The 21,486-nt window shown below is 73.1% G+C and carries 19 protein-coding genes; 11 read left to right on the top strand and 8 right to left on the bottom strand.

Annotated elements, in window-relative coordinates:
* The first annotated feature begins 100 nt into the window (after nt 1-100).
* The 3 genes from ACWDCZ_RS27015 to ACWDCZ_RS27005 are packed head-to-tail and all read left to right on the top strand — an operon-like array spanning nt 101 to nt 2,161.
* Nucleotides 101-784 carry a response regulator transcription factor gene (locus ACWDCZ_RS27015; RefSeq protein ID WP_074005305.1) on the top strand — a complete coding sequence of 228 codons (684 nt, stop codon included), beginning with the start codon at nt 101-103 and terminating at the stop codon, nt 782-784.
* Nucleotides 781-1,971, top strand: coding sequence for a sensor histidine kinase (locus ACWDCZ_RS27010; RefSeq protein WP_449817177.1), 1,191 nt, complete (start codon nt 781-783; stop codon nt 1,969-1,971). Before ACWDCZ_RS27015 ends, ACWDCZ_RS27010 begins: the two co-directional genes overlap by 4 nt.
* A 37-nt stretch (nt 1,972-2,008) precedes the next feature.
* Entirely contained in the window at nt 2,009-2,161 is a 153-nt protein-coding gene (locus ACWDCZ_RS27005) for a hypothetical protein (protein WP_449817176.1), read from the top strand.
* Nucleotides 2,162-2,387: 226 nt separating this feature from the next.
* On the opposite strand, the gene ACWDCZ_RS27000 is transcribed toward ACWDCZ_RS27005, so the two are convergent.
* Nucleotides 2,388-2,768 (bottom strand): winged helix-turn-helix transcriptional regulator, encoded by a 381-nt coding sequence (locus ACWDCZ_RS27000; RefSeq protein WP_449817175.1) that lies wholly within the window; start codon nt 2,766-2,768, stop codon nt 2,388-2,390.
* 143 nt (nt 2,769-2,911) lie between these two features.
* Here ACWDCZ_RS27000 and ACWDCZ_RS26995 point away from each other — a divergent pair, with 143 nt between their 5' ends.
* The 3 genes from ACWDCZ_RS26995 to ACWDCZ_RS26985 all read left to right on the top strand — a co-directional run bounded on the left by ACWDCZ_RS26995 (nt 2,912) and on the right by ACWDCZ_RS26985 (nt 4,752).
* Nucleotides 2,912-3,979 (top strand): zinc-binding alcohol dehydrogenase family protein, encoded by a 1,068-nt coding sequence (locus ACWDCZ_RS26995; protein ID WP_449817174.1) that lies wholly within the window; start codon nt 2,912-2,914, stop codon nt 3,977-3,979.
* A gap of 4 nt (nt 3,980-3,983) precedes the next feature.
* Nucleotides 3,984-4,199, top strand: coding sequence for a hypothetical protein (locus tag ACWDCZ_RS26990; RefSeq protein ID WP_380777535.1), 216 nt, complete (start codon nt 3,984-3,986; stop codon nt 4,197-4,199).
* 100 nt (nt 4,200-4,299) lie between these two features.
* Entirely contained in the window at nt 4,300-4,752 is a 453-nt protein-coding gene (locus ACWDCZ_RS26985; protein WP_449817173.1) for a hypothetical protein, read from the top strand.
* Between the two features lie 52 nt (nt 4,753-4,804).
* On the opposite strand, the gene ACWDCZ_RS26980 is transcribed toward ACWDCZ_RS26985, so the two are convergent.
* From ACWDCZ_RS26980 to ACWDCZ_RS26970, 3 genes are all read right to left on the bottom strand, one after another.
* On the bottom strand, nt 4,805-5,560 hold the full coding sequence (locus ACWDCZ_RS26980) for a helix-turn-helix domain-containing protein (protein WP_449817172.1): 756 nt from the start codon (nt 5,558-5,560) through the stop codon (nt 4,805-4,807).
* 10 nt (nt 5,561-5,570) lie between these two features.
* Nucleotides 5,571-5,813 (bottom strand): hypothetical protein, encoded by a 243-nt coding sequence (locus ACWDCZ_RS26975; protein ID WP_049649932.1) that lies wholly within the window; start codon nt 5,811-5,813, stop codon nt 5,571-5,573.
* A gap of 548 nt (nt 5,814-6,361) precedes the next feature.
* Nucleotides 6,362-6,856, bottom strand: a complete 495-nt coding sequence (locus ACWDCZ_RS26970) for a carboxymuconolactone decarboxylase family protein (RefSeq protein WP_449817171.1) — start codon at nt 6,854-6,856, stop codon at nt 6,362-6,364.
* Between the two features lie 262 nt (nt 6,857-7,118).
* Between ACWDCZ_RS26970 and ACWDCZ_RS26965 the strand changes: the two genes are divergently transcribed.
* The gene (locus ACWDCZ_RS26965) at nt 7,119-7,637 is read left to right on the top strand and encodes a hypothetical protein (protein WP_449817170.1); all 519 of its coding nucleotides are present in this window, start codon (nt 7,119-7,121) and stop codon (nt 7,635-7,637) included.
* A gap of 1,009 nt (nt 7,638-8,646) precedes the next feature.
* On the opposite strand, the gene ACWDCZ_RS26960 is transcribed toward ACWDCZ_RS26965, so the two are convergent.
* Nucleotides 8,647-9,750: an NADH:flavin oxidoreductase/NADH oxidase gene (locus ACWDCZ_RS26960; RefSeq protein ID WP_449817169.1), complete on the bottom strand. Its 1,104-nt coding sequence runs from the start codon at nt 9,748-9,750 to the stop codon at nt 8,647-8,649.
* Between the two features lie 210 nt (nt 9,751-9,960).
* Here ACWDCZ_RS26960 and ACWDCZ_RS26955 point away from each other — a divergent pair, with 210 nt between their 5' ends.
* A complete protein-coding gene (locus ACWDCZ_RS26955; protein ID WP_388048259.1) occupies nt 9,961-10,386 on the top strand; it encodes an NUDIX hydrolase in 426 nt (141 codons plus the stop codon).
* A 77-nt stretch (nt 10,387-10,463) separates the two neighbouring features.
* Here the strand turns inward: ACWDCZ_RS26955 and ACWDCZ_RS26950 are convergent, their stop codons facing one another.
* Together ACWDCZ_RS26950 and ACWDCZ_RS26945 are read right to left on the bottom strand one after the other, a co-directional pair.
* Nucleotides 10,464-11,876, bottom strand: a complete 1,413-nt coding sequence (locus ACWDCZ_RS26950; RefSeq protein ID WP_074005316.1) for an MFS transporter — start codon at nt 11,874-11,876, stop codon at nt 10,464-10,466.
* A gap of 416 nt (nt 11,877-12,292) precedes the next feature.
* Complete coding sequence (locus ACWDCZ_RS26945; RefSeq protein ID WP_449817168.1) at nt 12,293-13,177, bottom strand: MerR family transcriptional regulator; 885 nt, start codon at nt 13,175-13,177, stop codon at nt 12,293-12,295.
* 310 nt (nt 13,178-13,487) lie between these two features.
* Between ACWDCZ_RS26945 and ACWDCZ_RS26940 the strand changes: the two genes are divergently transcribed.
* Complete coding sequence (locus ACWDCZ_RS26940; protein WP_449817167.1) at nt 13,488-17,333, top strand: phosphodiester glycosidase family protein; 3,846 nt, start codon at nt 13,488-13,490, stop codon at nt 17,331-17,333.
* A gap of 80 nt (nt 17,334-17,413) precedes the next feature.
* Here the strand turns inward: ACWDCZ_RS26940 and ACWDCZ_RS26935 are convergent, their stop codons facing one another.
* Nucleotides 17,414-18,199 (bottom strand): pyridoxamine 5'-phosphate oxidase family protein, encoded by a 786-nt coding sequence (locus ACWDCZ_RS26935; RefSeq protein WP_449817166.1) that lies wholly within the window; start codon nt 18,197-18,199, stop codon nt 17,414-17,416.
* Between the two features lie 483 nt (nt 18,200-18,682).
* Between ACWDCZ_RS26935 and ACWDCZ_RS26930 the strand changes: the two genes are divergently transcribed.
* Complete coding sequence (locus tag ACWDCZ_RS26930; protein ID WP_449817165.1) at nt 18,683-19,936, top strand: phosphatidylserine decarboxylase; 1,254 nt, start codon at nt 18,683-18,685, stop codon at nt 19,934-19,936.
* Nucleotides 19,937-19,989: 53 nt separating this feature from the next.
* Nucleotides 19,990-21,351 carry a S10 family serine carboxypeptidase-like protein gene (locus ACWDCZ_RS26925; RefSeq protein ID WP_449817164.1) on the top strand — a complete coding sequence of 454 codons (1,362 nt, stop codon included), beginning with the start codon at nt 19,990-19,992 and terminating at the stop codon, nt 21,349-21,351.
* Nucleotides 21,352-21,486: the final 135 nt, after the last annotated feature.

Below are 21,486 nucleotides of genomic sequence, written 5' to 3'. Positions count from 1 at the left end.
GAAAGTCGGTGTTGCGAGGACGTCTGCGCAGGCCGATACGTTTTCGATAGGCCCCATCGGGTCCAATGGGTACGAACAGCGGAGCGAGGGAGAACGGCACGTGCGGGTCCTGGTGGTGGAGGACGAGATCTACCTCGCGGAGGCGGTCCAGGCCGGTCTGCGGCTGGAGGCGATGGCCTGCGACATCGTCACCGACGGCGACGCGGCGCTGGAGCGCCTGGCCGTCCACAGCTACGACGTCGTCGTCCTCGACCGCGACATCCCCGGCACCCACGGCGACGACGTCTGCCGCAGCATCGTCGAGCAGGGCCTGGGCTGCCGGGTGCTGATGCTCACCGCCGCCGCCCGCCTGAACGAGAAGGTCGCCGGCTTCGAACTCGGCGCCGACGACTACCTCACCAAGCCCTTCGACCTCGCCGAACTCGTCGTCCGGCTGCGCTCCCTGGCCCGCCGCCCGGCCCAGGCCGCGCCGCCCGTCCTGGAGTACGCCGGGCTGCGCCTGGACCCCTTCCGCCGCGAGGTCTACCGCGACGGCCGCTACGTGGGCCTGTCCCGCAAGCAGTTCGCCGTCCTGGAGGTCCTGATGGCGGCGCACGGCGGCGTCATCAGCGCCGAGGACCTGCTGGAACGCGCCTGGGACGAGAACGCCGACCCCTTCACCAACGCGGTCCGCATCACCATCTCCGGCCTGCGCAAACGCCTCGGCGACCCGTGGGTGATCCAGACCGTGCCGGGCGTGGGCTACCGCCTCACCGACCCGCGCCAGGAAGGCACCCCGCAGTGAACCCCGACCCCGGTCCCTCCTCTTCCGCCTCCGGGCGCCGTACGGGCGGACGCCGCACCGGAACCCGCCCGCGCCGGCTGACCGCCCGGATGCGCCTGACCCTCAGCTACACCCTCTTCGCCGTCACCGCCGGCGTCCTCTGCCTCGCCGTCGTCTACGTCGGCATGCGCTACGTGCCCAACTACCCCCTCACCTCCTCCAACCCGCGCTACCGCTCCGACGCCCCCTCCCGCCAGGAGATCCTGCGCTCCCTGCTCACCGCCAGCGGCTACGCCCTGGCCCTGCTGACCGCCGTCGGCCTGGTCGGCGGCTGGCTGATCGCCGGCCGGGTGCTGCGCCCGCTGCAGGACATCACCCGCGCCGCCCACCGCGCCGCGGGCGGCGCGCTGGAACACCGCATCGCCCTCACCGGGCCGCGCGACGAGTTCACCGACCTCTCCGACGCCTTCGACGAGATGCTCGCCCGCCTCCAGCACTCCTTCGAGGCCCAGCAGCGCTTCGCCGCCAACGCCTCCCACGAACTGCGCACCCCGCTGGCGATCACCCGCACCATGCTCCAGGTCGCCGCCGCCGACCCGGCCGGCCAGGACTGGGGCCGGCTCGTCAGCCGCCTCCAGGACACCAACCAGCGCGGCATCGAGATCAGCGAGGCCCTGCTCCAGCTCGCCGACCTCGGCCACGCCCCGCCCGACCTCGCCCCCACCGACCTCGCCACCGCCACCGGGGAGGCACTGGCCGCCGTCCGCGACGAGGCCCGGACCTTCGGCGTCACCCTCACCGCCGACCTGCGCCCCGCCCCGACCACCGGCAACCCCGTCCTGCTGCGCCAGGCGGCCGTCAACCTGCTGCACAACGCGCTGCGGCACAACCTGCCGACCGGCGGGCGGGTCACCGTCGCCACCGGGGCCGACCCCGAACGGCCCGGGCGGGTGCGCCTGACCGTCGCCAACACCGGCCCGCGGCTGACGGCGGAGGCCGTGGCCACCTTCACCGAACCGTTCCTGCGCGGCCGCGGGCGCACCGCCGAGACCGACCCGGCCCGCCGCGGCCACGGCCTGGGCCTGGCCATCGTCGCCGCCGTCACCGACGCCCACCACGGGGCCCTCCACCTCGCCCCCGAACCCGCCGGCGGCCTCCGCGCCACCCTCGACCTGCCGGGCCTGCCCGGTCTGCCCGGTTCTCGTTGACGTCACGGTGGAAGAGCCGTGTGGGAAGGTGGCGGCCATGCCGCAGCTCGGTCGCCGCCTCCGTTCCCTCCGGTTCACGCTCGGGCTCGCTCCGACGGGCTTCGCCGCAAGCCGGGAGACGGGCGACCCGGCCCTGGAGCACGCCCTGGCCGGCCCGGCGACGCTCTGCGGCATCCCCGGCGCCGGGTGACGGTCTACCGGCATCCGTTCGTCGCGAGGAAGCGGCCCGGAAGCTGCCCGCGGTGCAGGGCGAAGGCCGTCGACGCCCCGTCCGGGCCCTGAGCGGAGCCGTCCTCGGAGCCGACCTCGAACGCTTGAAGCCGCGCTCGAACCCGACCGGGACGGCCGCACCGCCTGCCGCCGCCGAGTGCGACCGGTCGCCGAGCACGACCGCAGGCGTCCGCAGCCGATCGTCCTCAGCCGGTCACGGGGAAGCGGTCGATGTTGCGCTCCACCCAGGTGCGCAGGTGCGCCAGCGGGGCGCAGGCGTCCACGCCCAGCGGGGTGAGGCTGTACTCGACCCGCGGGGGGACCTCGGCGTGGATCTCGCGGTGGACCAGGCCGTGCTCCTCCAGCCTGCGCAGGGTCTGGGTGAGGACCTTCGGGCTGACGCCCTGCAGGCGGGTGCGCAGCGCGCCGAAGCGCTGCGGGCCGTCCTCCAGGGCGCCCAGGGCGAGGGCGCTCCACTTGTTGGCCAGCAGGTCGAGCATGTCGCGGCAAGGGCAGGCCGCGGCGTAGACGGACTTGGGGTCGGTGCAGTCGAGGGCGTGGGTCTTCGCCGTACGGGTCGTCGTCACGCGCCGATGGTACCCATTGGTACCCGTCGGGTACTGCTTCGGTACCTAACGGGTACCAATGGTCCTTGCGGGTAACCACTACCTTCCGCATACCGTCTCCGACGTGCCCGGACACCCCGGGCGCCCCGAGGAGGAGAGCCCTGATGACCGCCATGCCCGCGACGCCCCCGACGCCCGAGACCGCCGGGATCCCGGCGACGATGCCCGCCGTCGCCTACCGCCGGAGCCTGCCGGTCGACGACCCGCGGAGCCTGCTCGACGTCGAGCTGCCCGTGCCCCGGCCGGGCCTGCGCGACCTGCTGGTGCGGGTCGAGGCGGTGGGCGTCAACCCGGTGGACCACAAGGTCCGCCAGAGCGCCGACCCGGGCGGCGAGCCGCGGGTGCTGGGCTGGGACGCGGCCGGCACCGTGGTCGCGGTCGGCCCGCAGACGGAGCTGTTCCGGGTCGGCGACGAGGTGTACTACGCCGGCGCCCTGGACCGGCCCGGCGCCGACTCCCGCTACCACGCGGTGGACGAGCGCCTGGTCGGACGCAAGCCCGCCACCCTCTCCTTCGCCGGGGCCGCCGCGCTCCCGCTGACCGCGCTCACCGCCTGGGAGGGCCTCTTCGAGCGCCTTGGCCTGGGCACCGGCGGACCGGAGCAGGGCGGCACCCTGCTGGTGACCGCCGCCGCGGGCGGCGTCGGCTCCCTCGTCACCCAGCTCGCCCGCGCCCTCACCGGCCTGACCGTGATCGGCACCGCCTCCCGCCCGGAGTCGGCCGACTTCGCCCGCCGCATGGGCGCCGACCACGTGATCGACCACAGCCGCCCGCTCGGCCCGCAGCTGGCCGAGGTCGCCCCCGGCGGCCTCGACCATGTCTTCAGCACCGTCGCCACCGACCGCAACCTCACCGCCTACGCCGAGGCCCTGAAGCCCTTCGGCGGCATCGTCGCCGTCGACGACTTCGACTCCCTGGACATCGGCGTCCTCAAGGGCAAGAGCATCTCCTTCCACTGGGAGTTCATGTTCACCCGCTCCCTGCACGCCACCGCCGACCGGGCGGTGCAGCACCGCATCCTCGACCGGGTCGCCCGCCTGGTGGACGCGGGCGTCCTCACCACCACCGCCACCCGCGACCTCGGCCCCGTCAACGCCGCCAACCTCCGGGCGGCCCACCGCCTCCAGGAGTCCGGTACGGCGATCGGCAAGACGACCCTCACCGGGTTCTGAGCCGGTGCCCTCCCGCCGCACCGGCCAGATCGAGGCCCTCATCGCCACCGGCGCCGGGGCGGTGGCGGCCCTGGCCGCCCGGGCCCTGCTGTCCGGCGTCTACCAGCACCACGGGCAGGACCCGACCGTGCCCGCCGGGCTCGACGCCGCCGTCCTGGCCACCGGCGCCGCCACGGCCGCCCTGCTCTACCGGTGGCTGCGCCGCCGCCCGGGAGACTGACCCCCGCCCGCGCCCGCTGGATCCCCGTTCCGCCCATGCCGGCGCGGTCGCCCTCGGCGGGAGCGGGGGAGCGGGGGCGCGGGGGAGCGGGGGAGCGGAAGTGGCGGTGGATCCGGTGCGGGTCTGCCAGGCTGTTCCGGTGTTCGAATTCCGTCTCTGGCTTGCCGCGTTCCCGGAACCCGTACCCGAAGCCGAAGCCCGCAGCTACTGGAACCTGAAGGACCACCCCACCCCGCACCTCGACGGAGCCCTGAGGCGCGCGGACTACGTCTACGTCGGCGCCTGGGGGGACAGCCACCTGTCGGACGAGCCGCAGTCCGGCCGCTGCCCCGCCGTCAGGATCTTCGACTGGTTGTTCTACCGCGGGACCATCGACAGCTACCAAGCGCCGCTTCTCGATGCCCGGTTGAGGGACGAACTCATCAGGATCCACCAGCCCCGCCCGGGTGACCTGCCCGCGGAGTCCACCGACGCGGAGACGATCGCCGCGTTCCTCACGGCGCACCTCGGCCGGTACCTGCTGCCCGAGGAGGAGCCACCGGCCACGGCATGAAACGTCGGACGGGCCGGCTTCCCGCTCCCGCAGGCCGGGCGGGGCCTCCCGGTCAGGGGACGGGCCGTCCCGCCAACCGGCTGGTGCGGCGCGGGAAGTCGGACGGGCCGACTTCCCGCGCCGGGCGGCTGCCGAGGGCGCGGCGCAGGTGCCGGATCTCCGCGTGGGCCTCGGCGAGTTGGCGGCGGACGTCGGGCTGGGAGGACGGCGGGGGCGGCGCCCCGGCGGTGCGGCGCAGGGCCGCGACCCACTCGTCCTCCTCCGCCGGGTCCACCCCGCAGGCCCGGACGAACTCGACGAGGACCCGCTCGGTGCAGTCCCGCTCGCCCGCCAGCACCCCGTGCAGGGTGCTGCGCGGCAGGTGGCTCACCGCGCCCCGCACCGCGCGCGTCTCCAGCTCGCGCAGGGTCGGGCTCCCGGCGCGCAGCCGCAACCGCCGCATGGCGACGAGCAGTTCGGAACGCTCCGTGACGTACCGCAGGGCCCGGTGCGCACCGGCCCCGCAGCCCGCGACCTTCCCCCTCCGGCCGGGCCGGCGGGCGTCGGCGCGCAGCCACAGCCGCTCGGCGGTGCGCACCGAGCCGCCGCAGGCCCGGACGTAGGCCTCGGTGACCGGCCAGGTCGGCACCGTACGGCCCTCGTCCGCGCGGGAGAGGGTGGCGAGGGAGACGGACCGGGTGAATCCGACGGTCTTGCACGCCATCTGGCTGTAGGTGAGGCCGGAGCGCTCGCGCAGTCCGCGCAGCCACCGCGCGAGCGTCCGGACCTCCTTGTCCTGCTCAGCCAGGGCGCTGTTCAGGCGCCCCACCGGCCGTCTCCTAGCGGGCCCGGTGGACGGTGAGCGCCTCGGCCAGGCGGCGGACCAGCTCTATGCCGAGCAGTCCGGCGCCGGCCAGGGTGGCGACGGCGGTGCGGGCGGGGGTGCCGAGGGTGGTCAGGGCGGTGGTGAGGAGGAGGACGACGACCACGAGCACGGTGGCCGGGACCGGCACCGGGATGCCGGGGGCCGTCCGGACCTCGACGCACGCCGCGTTCGCGGCCGGGGTGTACTGCTGTTCCATGCGGTCTCCGCTTCGCTGGGTTGCGGTTGCTGCCACTCGACCGGGGTCCTCACGCGCGCCCGTCCGGCCTTCCAGAGCCGGGCGGGCTGGACACCCACGCACAGGGTCGCCGTGTACCACGGGGGCGGTCCAACGGTTTACGCCGCCGTTTCTCGCCTTGTCCCAACCGAAATTGAAAAACCGTCGGAAGGAATTCGCAGCTCACGGACGTCCGGCCGTCCGCACCCCCGGGTCCCGCTACCCGCCGCGTCCGACCTCCCGCGCACTTTCGGGCTTGCCGCGAGGAAATCGAAACGCCATCCTCAGTGGATATCGGCGGGGTGAGCGCCCCGCACCAGCCCAGCCCCCGGCCAGGAGCCGGAGGCGCCAGGGCCCGGCGCGGCATTGGCCTGTCGCGCCCCATGCACGCGGTCTCCCCGGCCGTTGCCACTCGACACCACCCAGGGGATCCGGCTTGCCCTGTTCCAGCAGGGCGGGCCAGCTGCGGCACCCTCTGCCGCGCCGAAGTCCGCACCACCGGGCCGGTCGGTCCGTCGGCCGGCTGCCGGTCAGCCGGTCGGCCGGCCCGCCTGCCGATCCGTCGGCCGGTCCTCCCGCTGGTCGTCCCGCTGGTCGTCCTGCCGGTCCGCCGCGACCGGCAGCAGGCCGCGCTCGCCGAACACCTTCTTGGCGACGAAGGTGGCGTTCAGGGCCTTCGGGAAGCCGCAGTAGCCGGCGGAGTGCAGCAGCGCCTCGACGATCTCCTGCGGCGTGAGCCCGACGTTCAGCGAGGCGTTGACATGGACCTCCAGCTGCGGCTCGCACCCGCCGAGCGCGGTGAGCATGCCCAGGGTGACCAACTGCCGATCGCGCGGCGGCAGCCCCGGCCGGCTGTAGATCTCCCCGAACCCCCAGGCGACCACCTGGTGCCCGAGCTCCGGACTGACGTCGCCCAGCGCGTCCACCACCCGCCGCCCGACCTCGCCGTCGATCCGCTCCAGCACCTCCAACCCGTGCGCGAAACGCTCCCGGCGGACCTCGGCCTCGTGCGCGGACCTGCTCATCGGCGCCGCTCCTCTCCCGTTCCCGCGCCGCCGACCACGTGCGGCGGCGACCACGGCAGAAACCGTAGAACTTGGAGTGCGCTCCAACTCAAATCCGACACGCACCCCGCCCCGCAGGAAAATTTGCGGTCGAGACCCCCTGAAATGCCATCACTGCGCCCTGGCTGGGCCGAAAGATTTCCTGCGGCCGTACCATCCGAGGGAACGGCCGCAATCCCTGCGGCCGCACCCCGAGTCCCGAGTCCCGCGAGACGGAGTCGCCATGCCCCCGAACGTCTTCCGCAACGGCATCGGACGGCTGCTCCCCTCCCGGGGTCCTGACGGCCTGAGAGTCTGGAGCATTGACCAGGCACCGAGGAGCACGCTGTACGGCGCCCCCGTCGAGGCCACCATCCTGCTCGAAGACACCGACGACCTCGACCGGGCCGACCTCCCCCTGGTCGCCGAGGTCCTCGGCAGGATCGACCACTACCTCGAGACGGCGCTCCACTTCGTGCGCGAGGCGGTGGCGGCCGACCCGGCCCTCTTCGGCCTCACCGAAGCGGAGTCACAGCCCTACCTCCGCCTGCCGGCCGCGGACTTCCCACTGGACTCCCCCCAGCTCAACTTCTACCTCGACGAGTGGCACCTCCACTTCGCCGAAGGCCGCCTGCCCATCTGCGACCCCTACGGCCTCGCGGTCGTCTTCGACGGCCAACAGCCACTGAGAGTGGAAGACCTGAGCGACGCCAGCCCCATCGACCCCGACACCACCGAGATCCCGGGCCGGCAGAACACCTGACCCACCCCTCGCCCACCCGCAGTTCCCCGGGCCCCGGCCCGAAGAGCTTGCCGGGTGGGCGCGCGGGCCGGAGCGGAAAGTCGGCGGGCCCGACTTCCCGCGCCGTGCCACCCGCTGTAGGAAGTCGCCAGGTTCGACTTCCTGTGTGCGGCACTCCCATCACCCCCCCACATCGCTCTGCCGGGTGGGGGTGGGGGTTGGAATGGAGTGAGAAGTCGGAGGGGTCGACTTCTCGTGCCGCATCGACGCTCGCCGGCCATACGTCGATCAGCCTCGCTCGCCCGTCGGCAGGCTGGGCGGCAAATCCCTCTTCGCAGGCCCCGGCCTGCGCGGCTTGGTGGGTGGGCGCGGAGGCTGGAGTGGGAAGTCGGCGGGCTCGACTTCTCGTGCTGCGCGACTCCGCTCCCTTCCGGCTTCGCTGGGTGAGGGCGGGTGAAATGGGAAGTCGGATGGCTCGACTTCCCACGCTGTGCTGGTCCGTTGATGGCTGCGGCGAGCGGATCGGAGTGAGAAGTCGATGGGGCCGACTTCCTGTGCTTCGCTGCTCTGCGCGCTCGCCCCTGCTCCGTTGGGTGGGGATGCGTGGGCGGGTGAGTGGGAAGTCGGTAGGGCCAAGGTCTCGTGCGTGCGGGGCGGCTGGTGGGGAAGTTCCTGCGCGAGGTGGGGTGGGAAGTCGGTGGGCTCGACTTCCTGTGCTGCGTTGGGAAGTTGGTGGAGCGACTGCGGTGAGCGGGGCGGAGTGGGAAGTCGGCGGGTCCGACTTCTCGTGCCGGGTAGGGCAGTTGATGGGGAAGTGCCCGTGCGAGGTGGAGTGGGCAGTCGACGGGGTCGACTGCCCACTGTGCTGCGCTGGGCGGTTGGTGGGGTGGGTGCGCGGGTGGGTGACTGGAAAGTCGGCGGGGCCGACTTCCCATGCTGCGCGGGCGGTTGGTGGGGTGGCTGCAGTGCGCGAGGTGGAGCGGGAAGTCGGTGGGGCCGACTTCCCGCGTTGCGCTGGGTGGGGCGGGGGTCAGGAGCGGTGGTACTGGATGGGGGTGGTGACTTCGGCGCCGAGGGTGGTGGCGGCGTGGCGGGCCCAGTAGGGGTCGCGCAGCAGTTCGCGGCCGATCAGGACGGCGTCGGTGCGGCCTTCGGTGAGGAGGGTCTGGGCCTGGGTGGGGTCGGTGATCAGGCCGACGGCGGCCACCGGCAGGTCGGTCTCGCGGCGTACGGCCTCGGCGAAGGGCACCTGGAAGCCGGGTGCGGCCTCGATCCGGGCATCGGGGACGAGGCCGCCGGTGGAGACGTCGAGCAGGTCGACGCCGTGGGCCCGGAGCTCCTTGGCGAGGCGGACGGTGTCCTGGGAGGTCCAGCCCTCGCGGCCGTCCTCCGGGTTCTCGGTGAGCCAGTCGGTCGCGGAGACGCGGAAGAAGACCGGCAGGTCCTCGGGCCACACCGAGCGGACGGCGTCGACGACCTCCAGCGCGAAGCGGATGCGGCCCTCGAAGGAGCCGCCGTAGCCGTCGGTGCGCCGGTTGGTGTGGGGGGAGAGGAACTGGTGCACGAGGTAGCCGTGGGCGCCGTGGACCTCGGCGACCTGGAAGCCGGCGTCGAGCGCGCGCCGGGCGGCGTCGGCGAACTGCCGCACGATCTCGCCGATCTGCTCCTCGGTGAGCTCGTCCGGCGTGGTGTGGGCGGGGGAGAAGGCCTCGGTGCCGGGGCCGACCGGGGTCCAGCCGTGCTCCTCGTCCGGGGCGACGGGGCGTCCGCGGTCGACCCAGGTGCGCTCGGTGGAGCTTTTGCGGCCGGCATGGGCGAGCTGGATGGCCGGGACGGTGCCCTGGCTCTTCAGGAAGGCGGTGATCCGGCGGAAGGCGGCGGCCTGCTCGTCGTTCCAGATGCCGAGGTCGTACGGGCTGATGCGTCCCTCAGGGCTGACCGCGGTGGCCTCCGTGATGATCAGCCCGGTGCCGCCGGCGGCGCGGGCCGCGAGGTGGGTGAAGTGCCAGTCGGTCGGGACGCCGGCCGCGGCGCCGTCCGGGGCCGCGCTGTACTGGCACATCGCCGGCATCCAGATCCGGTTGGGGACGGTCAGGGACCGCAGGGTGAGCGGGGCGAAGAGAGAGGTGCTCATGTCGGACTCCCGGTGGGGTCGGCTGACGCCAGGACGCAGGTGAAGCAAGGATGCGGGGTGGAGCAAGGGACGCAGGGCGATGCAAGGGCGAGCATGCAACTTTTGCAGCTGCATTTACACTCGTAAACAATAGTTGCGCGCGCACGGACTCGCAAGGGTTCCCCGTCGGCGCGCCCTCCCGACACCCTCCCACCTGCGACAATCGCTTCCATGATCGAATCCGCAGCCACCAGCATCCCGGAAACGCCCCTCACCGTCGCCGCCGCCGCGATCATCCGGGACGGCCGGCTCCTGGTCGTCAGCAAGCAGGCCGCCCCCGAGGTCTTCTACCTCCCCGGCGGCAAGCCCGACCCCGGCGAGGACGCCCTCCAGGCGCTGGCCCGCGAGCTGGGCGAGGAGCTCGGCGCGGCCCCGGTCGACCCCCGCCACCTCACCGACATCCGCGCCACCGCCGCCCTCGAAGGCGTGCCCATGCTGATGACCGTCTTCACCGCCACCCTGGACCGCGAGCCCGTCCCCGCCGCCGAACTCGCCGACCTGCGCTGGACCGACGGCCGCGACGACACCCTGCGCCTGGCCCCCGCCGTCCGCGACCACCTCCTGCCCCTGCTGCGCGAACGCGGCGACCTGGCCTGACCCGCGGGCCCGGCCCGGAAACCGTTTCGGCCCCCGCCCAGGCGGGCGGGGGCCGAAGCGGCACGGACGGTCCTCCGTCAGCGCGCCGTCTGCGCCACCCGCTGCGCCGGAACGGCGCCCCGCGCGGTCCGCGCGCCGGCGGAGGCACCAGCAGGGGCAGCAGGGGCAGCGGGGGAGGCGCCCAGCGCGGTGCCGCGGGTCTCCTCCGCCCACGCCACGCAGACCAGCAGCCCGAGGGCGGTGACCCCGGCGGCGATCAGCATGGTCGGGCCGGTGCCCAGCCCGGTCAGCGACAGCGGCAGCAGGTAGGTGCCGACGGCCGCGCCGATCCGGCTCACCGAGGTGGCGACGCCCACGGCGGTGGCCCGGATCTCGGTCGGGAACAGCTCGTTGGGGTACGTCCAGTCGAGCACGTTGGGCCCGCCGCACAGGAAGGCGTACGCGCACAGCGCCAGCAGCGCGATCGCGGCCGGGGCGGTGGGCCACACGCCCAGCAGCGCCAGCGGGACGGTCATCAGCGCGAAGGACCAGATGATGACGGGCCGCCGGCCGCGGGTGTCGATCAGGCGCAGCGCCGGGTAGCAGCCGAGCAGGAAGACCAGGCTGATCAGGCCGGTGCCGAGGGTCTCCATCACGGTGCCGCCCGGCATGCCGAAGGAGGAGAGGATCTGCGGGCCGAAGGTGAGCATCGCGAACAGCGGGCCGACCTGGCACATGAAGAACAGGCCGCAGAACAGGGTGCGGCGCCGGTAGGGCTGGGTCATCAGCAGGCGCAGTCCGGCGGGGCGGCCGCGCTCGGCCGGATCGGGCATCAGCTCCCGGCCGTCGACCCGGACCCCGAGGTGCTTCTCGACCACCCGCACCGCGTCGCCGACCCGCCCGTTGGCGGCCAGCCAGCGCGGCGACTCCGGCGAGCCGCGGCGGATCACCAGGAACACCACGCACAGCACCGTGGAGCTCGCCAGCATCCACCGCCAGCTGCCCGGCCCGGCCAGCTCCAGGAACAGGTAGCCCACCACGTAGGCGAGCACCGAGCCGGCGTACCAGGCGACGATCTGCTGCCCGAGCAGGCGGCCGCGCTTCTTGGCGGGCAGCCACTCGGCGAGCAGCGAGGTGGCGATGGGGTAGTCGGCGGCCACGGCCATGCCGAGTACGAAGCGCAGCAGGGTGATCGCCCACACCGCGTCCACCCAGAAGGAGAGCACCGAGCAGGCGACCATCACGAGCAGGTCGGCGGTGTACATCACCTCCCGGCCGATCTTGTCGGTCAGCACGCCGAAGAGCGCGCCTCCGACGAACATGCCGACCAGGGCGGCGGCGCCGATCAGGCTGACCTCGGCGGTGGAGAGTCCGAGGTCCGGGCGCATCCCGATCAGGGCGACGCCGACGATGCTCAGGATGTAGCCGTCGAGCAGGGGTCCGCCCGAACAGGCGAGGGCCAGCCTGCGGTGGAACGCGGTATACGGGGCGTTGTCGATGGTCTGGGACATGTACTTGGGGTCCTCCGGAGCGTACGGCACGCACTGCGCACCGTGCGCCGGGTAGACGGCAGGGGAAGACGCCGCCCACCTCGGACGGCGCCACCGCCCGGTCACAACGGGCGACCGTCCACGGTTGCCCCGGTTCCGAGGGGGCGCCACCGGGGCGAAGGTCGAGGGGATTCGCGACCAAGGTCCCGAAGCGGACGGGCCCTTCGCCCGTGCCGCCACGGCGCCCGCCCAGTCCCGCCACGGGGCCGCGCCGCCGGGCGCCGCGAACGCGCGCCGGACGTGACCCTGGTCACTTCGGACCGTCAACGGCCCCTGGAATGTGGCCCATTCCACACCGGGGCGGTGCCCGTCCGTACGGGACCGACCCCGCCGCGTCACCGCCGAGGTGCCGTCACGAGCCCGCCGTGAGCGCGGCGTCAGCCCGTTGTGAGCCCGTCGTCAGCTCCTCCCGGAGGGCCGCCCGAGCCCGCGCCCGCGCCCGCGCCCGCCAGCGGCACGGCGACGTCCGCGACGTGCTCCTGCGGCCCGGCGGTCGCCCAGTTCGGGTGGTACACCTCCCGGTTCGGCCCGCCCCGCCCGTACCCGCGGGCGGCGACCCAGGCGGCGACCGCGTCGTGGGCGGCGGCCATCGCGGCGGTGCGCCGGCGGGTCAGGGCGGTGTACGCCTCGCGGTGCGCGGGCTCGACGCGCACCGCGAACGGGCCGTGCGGCCCGACCGCGTTCGGGGTGGGGGCGCAGACCTCGACCAGGGCCTCGCAGTCCTCGCCCACCAGGCCGTGGTAGACCGCGAACAGCGGCCCCGACAGGCACGCCCCCGCCTCCCGCAGCCGGCCGAGCAGCAGCCCGGAGGCCTCGGCGAGGAAGCCGGGCAGCGCGGCGGCGTCCACGTGCCGCCGGACGAACAGGACGTGCTGCTCGGGCACGTCGCGCTCGGCGACCTCGAACACGGCCGTGCCCCGTCCGGCCAGGACCTCGCGGGCGTAGCCCACCGCCTCCCGGCGGGCCGCGTGCTCGGCCTCCCGCTCCCGCCAGTACGCCAGCAGCTCCCGCTCGCCCGCGTCGCCGTCCGACTCGGCCGCGTCCAGCACCGCCGCGATCCGCGCCAGCGGCAGCCCGGCGGCGCGCAGCAGCGCGATCCGCCGGGCCCGCTCGACCTGCGCCGGGCCGTACCACCGCACGCCGGTGCGCGGGTCGACCAGGGCGGGCGGCAGCAGCCCCCGCGCGCCGTAGAGCCGCAGGGCCTTGAGGCTGAGCCTGGTCCGGGCGGCGAGTTCGCCGATGGTGATCGTGTCGTCCTGCACGCCCGCCACTGTGCCCCCTGCCCCTGGGGGAGGGGCAAACGCCGAACACGGAAGGGGACGGACACGGAGAGGTGAGCCGCACCCCCTTTATGGCGGTACGTCAGCCTTCCCACCGGATCCGCCCGCCTGTTCGCGGCGCCGAGCGGGCCGGTTCACCGGCGCGTGAACTGGAGGCCGTCCGTGCACGGTTGACTTCCCGCGGCCTGGGAGGAAACGCCCCCGGGCCGCACCGTCCGCGGGCGAACGGCACTTCCGGCGCCCCGCACGCCGCCGGAGACGCCCGAGCCCGCCGCCGTACGAGGAGACCCCCATGCCACCCCCGCCCGCCGGCACCCGCACCCGCAGCCGCCGCCGCGCCCTGGGCGCGCTCGCGCTGGCCACCGCGCTGGCCGCCGGCCTGCCCGGCCTCGCCGCCCCCGCCTGGGCCGCACCGGTCCCCGCGCCGAGCCGGGCGCAAGCCGACCCCGGCCTGGTCCTGGACCGCCCCGGGGAGTCGGTGGTCACCCGCCGCGAGGTCACCCCCATCGCCCCCGGCCTGACCATGACCTCCTTCGACCGCCTCGGCGGCCCGGGCTGGATCCGCGGCAAGGTCCTCGTCGCCGACCTGGACACCAAGGGCCTGAGCGTCGACTACCTGTCCTCCGGCAAGGTGACCACCCGCCAGAGCGTCACCGACATGGCCCGCGGCGCCGGAGCCGTCGCCGCGATCAACGGCGACTACTTCGACATGAACGCCTCCGAGGCCCCCCTCGGCGTCGGCGTCTCCCGCAAGGACGGCCTGGTCCAGGCCCCCGTCGAGGGCTGGAACCAGGCCGTCACCGTCGGCACCGACGGCCTCGCCCGGATGGCCCAGGTCTTCCTGGAGGGCCACGCGAGCCTGCCCGGCGGCCGCGAGCTGACGCTGAACGGCGTCAACACCTACGGCCTGCCCGCCGACGGCGTCGGCGTCTTCACCCCCGCCTGGGGCGACGCCACCCGCGGCAACGTCGCCAACGGCTCCGCCGAGGTCGCCGAGGTCGAACTGCGCGACGGCCGGGTCACCGCCGTCCGCGACACGCTCGGCGCCGCCGTCCCCGAGGGCGCCACCGTCCTGGTCGGCCGCGAGGCCGGCGCCCGCGCCCTGCGCGACCTCAGGCCCGGCGACCGGGTCTCCGTCGGCTACCGTCCGCGCGCCTCCTTCGGCGAGGTCGCCGTCGCCGTCGGCGGCTACCAGGTCCTGGTCGCCGACGGCGTCGCCCAGCGCTCCGGCGAGAACGACGGCAACGAGCTCAACGCCCGTACGGCCGTGGGCTTCTCGGCCGACAACCGGCGCATGTACCTGGTCACCGTCGACGGCCGGCAGGCCGACAGCCCCGGCATCAGCCTGCCCGACCTCGCCGTCCTGCTGCGCGACATGGGCGCCCACAACGCGCTCAACATGGACGGCGGCGGCTCCGCCGCGATGGCCGCCCGCCTGCCCGGCGCCGAGCGGGCCGGCACCGTCAGCAGCCCCTCCGACAACGGCGGGGAACGCGCCGTCGCCAACGGCCTCGGCCTGTTCTCCACCCCCGGATCCGGCCAGGCCAGGGGCTTCCGGCTGCGCCCGGCCCCGGCCGTGGACACCGCCGCCCGCCTCTTCCCCGGCCTGCACCGCACCGTGCGCGCCCTGCCCCACGACGAGGCCTACGGCGCCGTCACCGCGACGCCGCCCGCCACCGCGTGGTCCACCGCCACCGGCGCCACCGCGAGCGTCGAGGGCCGCGGCCTGGACGCCGTCGTCACCGGCCGCGCCCCCGGCGCCGCCGAGGTCGCCGTCACCGCCACCGGCGCCGCGAAGGCCGTCCTGCCGCTGACCGTGCTCGGCCCGGCGGTACGCGTCAGCGCCGGCAGCGCGCCGATCGCCCTCGAAGGCGCCGGCGCCACCGCCCGCCTCACCGTCACCGGCTACGACGCGCTCGGCCACACCGCACCCGTCGAGGCCGCCGACGTCAAGGTCACCGGCGGCGAGGGCGTGGTCGAGACGAGCGCCGCCCCCGACGGCACCATCGCCCTCAAGGCCCTGGCCGACGGGAAGTCCGCCACCCTCAAACTGACCGTCGGCGCCCTGGAGAGCGCCGTCGCCGTCACCGTCGGCATGACCGAGAAGCCGTTCGCCGACTTCTCCGACGCCGCCGCCTGGAAATCCGGCAACGACCGCGCCCCCGGCGGCTCGACGGCCCCCGCCCCCGGCCCCGACGGCACCCACGGCCTGCGCCTGGCCTACGACTTCACCCACTCCACCGGCACCCGCGGCCAGTACGCCATCGCCCCCGAGGGCATCGTGCTGCCCGGCCAGCCCCGCTCCATCACGATGTGGATCGAGGGCGACGGCAACGGCGCCTGGCCGCGCGTCCAGTACCGCACCGCCGCCGGCGTCACCGCCAACCTCGACGCCCCGATGGTCACCTGGACCGGCTGGCGCAAGGTCGAGTTCCCCGTCCCCGCCGGCGTCCAGTACCCGCTCACCTTCCAGCGCTTCCGCCTGATGGAGACCAGCGCCGCCCGCTCCTACACCGGCGCCCTCACCCTCGCCGACCTGCGCGTCAAGGTCGCCCCCGACGTCGAACTGCCCGTCCAGCCCAAGGTCACCGACCCCGTCGTGCTCACCAACGGCACCGTCGACGGCCGCCCGCTGCGCGTCGCCGTCATGTCCGACGCCCAGTTCATCGCCCGCAGCCCCGACAGCGACATCGTCCAGGCCGCCCGCCGCACCCTGCGCGACATCGCCGCCGCCAAGCCCGAACTCCTCGTCATCGACGGCGACTTCGTCGACGAGGCCGCCCCCGCCGACTTCGCCCTCGCCCGCACGCTCCTCGACGAGTTTGACCAGCTCACCGGCCACACCGTCCCCTGGCACTACGTGCCCGGCAACCACGAGGTCATGGGCCCCGGCACCATCGACAACTTCAAGGCCGCCTTCGGCGACACCACCCAGGTCTTTGACGTCAAGGGCACCCGCTTCGTCACCCTCAACAGCTCGCTCGGCACCCTGCGCGGCAGCGGCTTCGACCAGATCGCCACCCTGCGCACCGCCCTCGACGGCGCCGCCCAGGACCCGTCCGTCACCGGCCTGCTGCTCTTCGAGCACCACCCCACCCGCGACCCGCTGCCCGACCAGGGCAGCCAACTCGGCGACCGCAAGGAGGCCGCCCTCGTCGAGCAGTGGCTCGCCGACTTCCGCACCAAGGGCAAGTCCGCCGCCATGGTCACCGGCCACGTCGGCGCCTTCCACGCCCAGAGCATCGACGGCGTCCCGCACCTGATCAACGGCAACTCCGGCAAGGGCCCCGCCGCCGAACCCGACCGCGGCGGCTTCACCGGCTGGACGATGCTCGGCGTCAACCCCGCCGCCGGCCGCGTCACCGACCCCTACGCCACCGCCGACGACGCCTCCGCCTGGCTGCGCGCCGAGGTCCGCGCCCGCGCCGACACCGTCGACCTCCAGGCCCCTACCGCCCTCGGCCTGCTCGAAACCGCCCCCGTCCACGCCACCTTCACCCAGGACGGCGAGCGCACCGTGCCCGTCGCCTGGCCCGTCACCGCCCAGTGGGGCGGCACCGCCGTGCACATCGGCACCGCCGCGAGCGCCCCGCGCACCGCCGTCGCCGCCTACGACCCGGCCACCGCCACCCTGACCGGGCTGCGCCCCGGCAGCGGGACGCTGAGCGTCACCGTCGGCGGGGTGAAGGCCGAACAGCCGCTCACCGTCGGCGCGTTGCCCGCCTGCACCACCACCGTGCGTGGCCGGCACTCCTCGCTCGCCGTCACCTCGGGCGTCACCTGCCTCCAGGGCGCCACCGTCGACGGCCCGGTCCTGGTGCAGCCCGGAGCCTCCCTGGTCGCGCTGGACTCCGTCCTGTCCGGCCCGCTCTCCGCCCGCGGCGCGACCACCCTGGTGCTGAGCGACACCACCGTGAACGGCCCGGTCGCCGTCAGCGGCACCACCGGCACCACGGCGATCCTGCGCGCCACCCTGTCCGGCCCGCTCCACCTCGCGCTCAACAAGGGCGCCACCCTGCTGGCCGGCAGCACCGTGCGCGGCCCGCTGGACTGCTCCGGCAACACCCCGGCCCCGGTGAACGGCGGCCTCGCCAACACCGTGAGCGGCCCGAAGGGCGGCCAGTGCGCGAAGCTGTGACCGACCGTCGGTGATACGCCGTCAGTGACCCACCGCAGGCCCGGACCGTGACGCACGGTCCGGGCCTGCGGTGCCGTTTCCTAGGTGGCCTGGTGGCGCTTGACGAGGTCCTGCACGGACGTGGGGACGGGGGTGCCCGGCGGGACGTGCTTGTCGGGGACGGGATCGCCGTACGTCTGGCGCACGGTGAGGGTGCCGCCCCAGGCGTGGGGGTAGTCCAAGTCCCGCTGGGTCTCGTGTTCGGGCCCCTCGGGGCGGGTCGCGATCTTGGCGTGGACGGTCGTCTCCTTCTCGTCGAGGTCGACGGAGAGGACCCCGATGGTGGGGTGATTCTGCCCGTCCGTGTTCAGGTCGGTGTCGTCGATGGGGCGCAGCTCGCTCCAGCGATTGGGGATGACCTGGTCGCTCAGCGCGTGGAAGCTCTTGGCGCGCAGGGAGGGGTCGACCTTCCTGGCGACGCCGTTGACGACGACGGAGCGGTAGTCGAGGGAGGTGCTGATGGCCGCGCGTCCGACGACGAGGCCGTCGATGACGGTGGCGGTCAGGCTGACGGACACGCCGTCATCGCTCCACAGGTGCTTCAGCGAGACCGGGATCCAGTCCGGGTAGTAGATGGACCCGTGCAGGTAGAGGAGCCTCCTGCCGTCTTCCTCGTGGTAGGCGTAGACCATGGGGACGCATCGGGGCCTGATCGTCAGCTGGCCGTCCAGGGTGGTGATCTCGAGGTGGGCGACGGTGCAGACGAAGCCCGCCTGGAGGACGGGGACCCAGTCGTTCGGGTCGGTGCTCGCCTGAGTCCTCTTGGCGAACGCCGCGGCGTCCGACGACCCTGTGACGGTGCCCGGTTCCTGGGACATGGCGGACATGGCGGTTCCTTCGCGACGGGGGTGGGGGAGGGGTCCGGCTCCGCGGGTGACGGGAGCGGGCCCGGAACACGGGTCATGCCTACGGCACGGCGGGCGCCCGACGGGCCCCAACGTGCGCGCGGCGGTGGCGGATCACCCCGCCAGAGCAACGGTCCCCGCAGGCCGCGACCGCGGGACGCCGGGACGTTCCGATGCGCCATCCGGCCGTCCACCGTTGGGACGGGAGCGCCCCGCGGCCGTGGCCGGCGGCTTCGGCCGGTCGGCTGACGGGGGCCGGTCGAGGCGGCCGGAAGAACGTTTCGGCTTTTCCGGCCGGTTGCCGGTGGGGGTAATTCCTCATACCGGCAAGGGGATTCACGGACCGGTGACGCCCATGCGTGTCCGGTCGGCGGCGGGCCGGGGCGCAACCATACTCGTGGACGCCGAGACCGGAGAGGCGATCCGAAAGGGGACGCCTCCGCGGCGGATGCGAAAGGGAGAGTCATGCCGGACAACGACGAGTACCCGAAGCCCCTCAAAGATTTCCTCGACAGGATCGACGACTGGTACCGCACCAATCACGAGGGCTTCAAGACCCTGTTCGACGCGACGATCGCCAACGTGGTGAAGTGTCCGGCCGACCCGACCGATCCCGATGGAAAGAAGGTGTACTACGACTGGCAGGGGAAGGGCATCGAGGATCTGAAGAAGTTCTTCGCGGAGTGGTACACCAACTGGACCACGACGAAGCCCAACGACGGCCTGGACTACATCGAGAAGTTCAGCTGGCTCACCTACGAGAACGACTACGGGATGGTCTTCGTGACCTGCGGTCCCGGCCTGGAGATGACCAAGGACTTCACCAACCTGCAGGGCGACCAGATGGACGACACGGGGAAGGACGGGCAGAAGCTCATCAAGCTCTGGGAGAGCGAACTCGGCACGAGGATGGAGGACTTCAAGGACGGCCCCTGGGCCACCTTCAACCAGTTCTTCATCCGGGAGCTGAAGGACGGCAAGCGCCCGATCGACGCCCAGGACGACAACAGCGTGGTGGTCGCCCCGACCGACTGCGTCATCAACATGATCGTCGACGACCTGGCCGAGGAGACGCCGATCCCGGTCAAGACGGTCACCATGAACGTCAAGCAGCTGCTCGCCGGTTCCGAGTACTACAAGAGGTTCGTCCCCAGGGAGGAGAGCGGAAAGACGGTGCCCGGGGGCACCGCCGTGTCGTGCATCCTGATGCCCGACACCTACCACTGGTACCACGCGCCGGTAGCGGGTGAGGTCGTGGAGTCCCACGACGACGTCCACGGAATCTACTACGGGATGCGGGACTTCCCCGAGCTCCTCAACAAGGGGAACGTCGGCTACGGGTTCGACTACGAGATGTTCGACACCTTCCGCCGCGGATACCTCATCTTCAGGACGATGTTCACCGACCCCAGGGGGGGCAAGCACGAGACGCACGTGGCGATGGTGACCGTCGGCCTCAACTCGATCGGCTCCGTGCAGTACGAAGCGGACTTCAAGAACCCCCAGAAGCCCGTCCCGGTGACGAAGGGCCAGAAGATCGGGAACTTCCAGTACGGCGGCTCCCTGAACATCCTGCTGTTCGAGCACGGCCGCTTCCCGGCTCTGCAGCTGCACATGGGGCAGCGCATCGGGACCCTTGAGGACCCGGAGCGGACGAACGGGCTGTTCAGCCACCCCCACCACGCGCAGTCCCGCCGGGGCATCCCGTTCGCCCGGTGATCCTGCTGATCCCGTCGATCCCGTTGATCCGCCCCCGAACGAAGGACTGAACCATGGACCCGGACGATCTCGTCACGTCGATCCCGGCGAACCTCCTCGACACCAAGAGCCTCGAGCTGGGGATCCGCTCCTACGCGGGGCGCGTACAGCTCGACGGCACGGGCACCGCGAAGAACAACCTCTTCTACTGGTTCTTCGAGAGCCAGACCTGCAGCCCCCACGTGCCCGTCGCCGACCAGCAGGACCTGATCAGCGCCACACCGCTGGTGATCTGGCTCAACGGAGGCCCCGGCGCCTCCTCGCTGATCGGGCTCTTCCTGGAGAACGGCCCGCTGACCATCACCGAGGACACCGTCGGGACCGTGTCGCTGACCACCACCAGCTGGAACCAGGAGGCGCACCTCCTCTACTGGGACCAGCCCCTGGGCGCCGGGTACAGCCACTCCGACGATCCCAAGCACGACGAGTACGTCGAGGACGAGGCCGAACTAGGCCACATGTTCTGGCAGGCGCTCCAGAAGTTCTTCCAGCTGCACCCCGAGTACGCGCAGTGCCCGCTGTACGTCTGCGGCGAGAGCTACGCCGGCAAGTACGTGCCGGCGATCGCCCTGGAGATCGACAAGCAGAACGGGCGGAAGGCGGGACAGCACATCGACCTGCGCGGGATCGCGGTGGGCAACGGCTGGATCACCCCCGAGCTCTCGCTGGGCCTCATGATCGACTACGTCTACACCACCGGATTCATCGGCCTCGGCCAGCGCGAGGAACTGCTCCGGGACTACGCGAAGGTCCAGGCCGAGATCAAGGAAGGCAGCCTGGCCGAGGCCACCAAGGACGGCAACGCCCTGGTGGACAAGACCCTGGCCTACGGCGGGAAGTTCGACATCTACGACGTCCGGGGGTGGAAGGGCCTGCCCTGGGAGACGCTGAAGGCGTACCTGAACACCGATCCCGTCAGGAAGGCCCTGCACGTGCCGCTCGGGCTCGAGTGGACGTGCGAGGACAACAGCGGCCCGGTGGCCGATGCCCTGGTAGAGGACAACATGGCGGACGCGTCCGACAAGTACGGCGCGCTCATCGACAAGAGCGACGGGGGCGCCAAGCGCTACAAGGTGCTGCTCTACACCGGGAACTTCGACACCGCCTGCGGCTTCCGGAGCACCGAGGAGATCCTCGACAGGCTCATGCGGGACCGCGACCCGGAGTGGCACGGCGCGCCCCGCCTGATCTGGCAGCAGCCGCCGGGCGACCCCAAGGGCTTCGTCCGTCAGCGCGGCAACCTGACGCAGGTGTCCATCCCCGACTCCGGTCACGAGGTGCCGGCGTACCAGCCGGAGATCTGTCGGGAGATGCTCTACAACTGGCTCTTCGAGCGTCCCTTCCACGGGCACGACCCGCAGGGACCGCTCGCGTAGCGGACCGGCGACGGCGCCGGGGAGTTGATCGGACGGCGGGGCGGCACTGCGGTTGCGCCCCCCCCGGCGTGGTGCCGGCCGGGCGGGGGGGGGTTGGCCACTCCGCAAAAACATTAAAAATTTATAAAAGAGCAA

Source organism: Kitasatospora sp. NPDC001225 (genome assembly GCF_053597855.1).
Note: the sequence above shows the minus strand (reverse complement) of the source record. Positions and strands in the feature narration are given on the sequence as shown.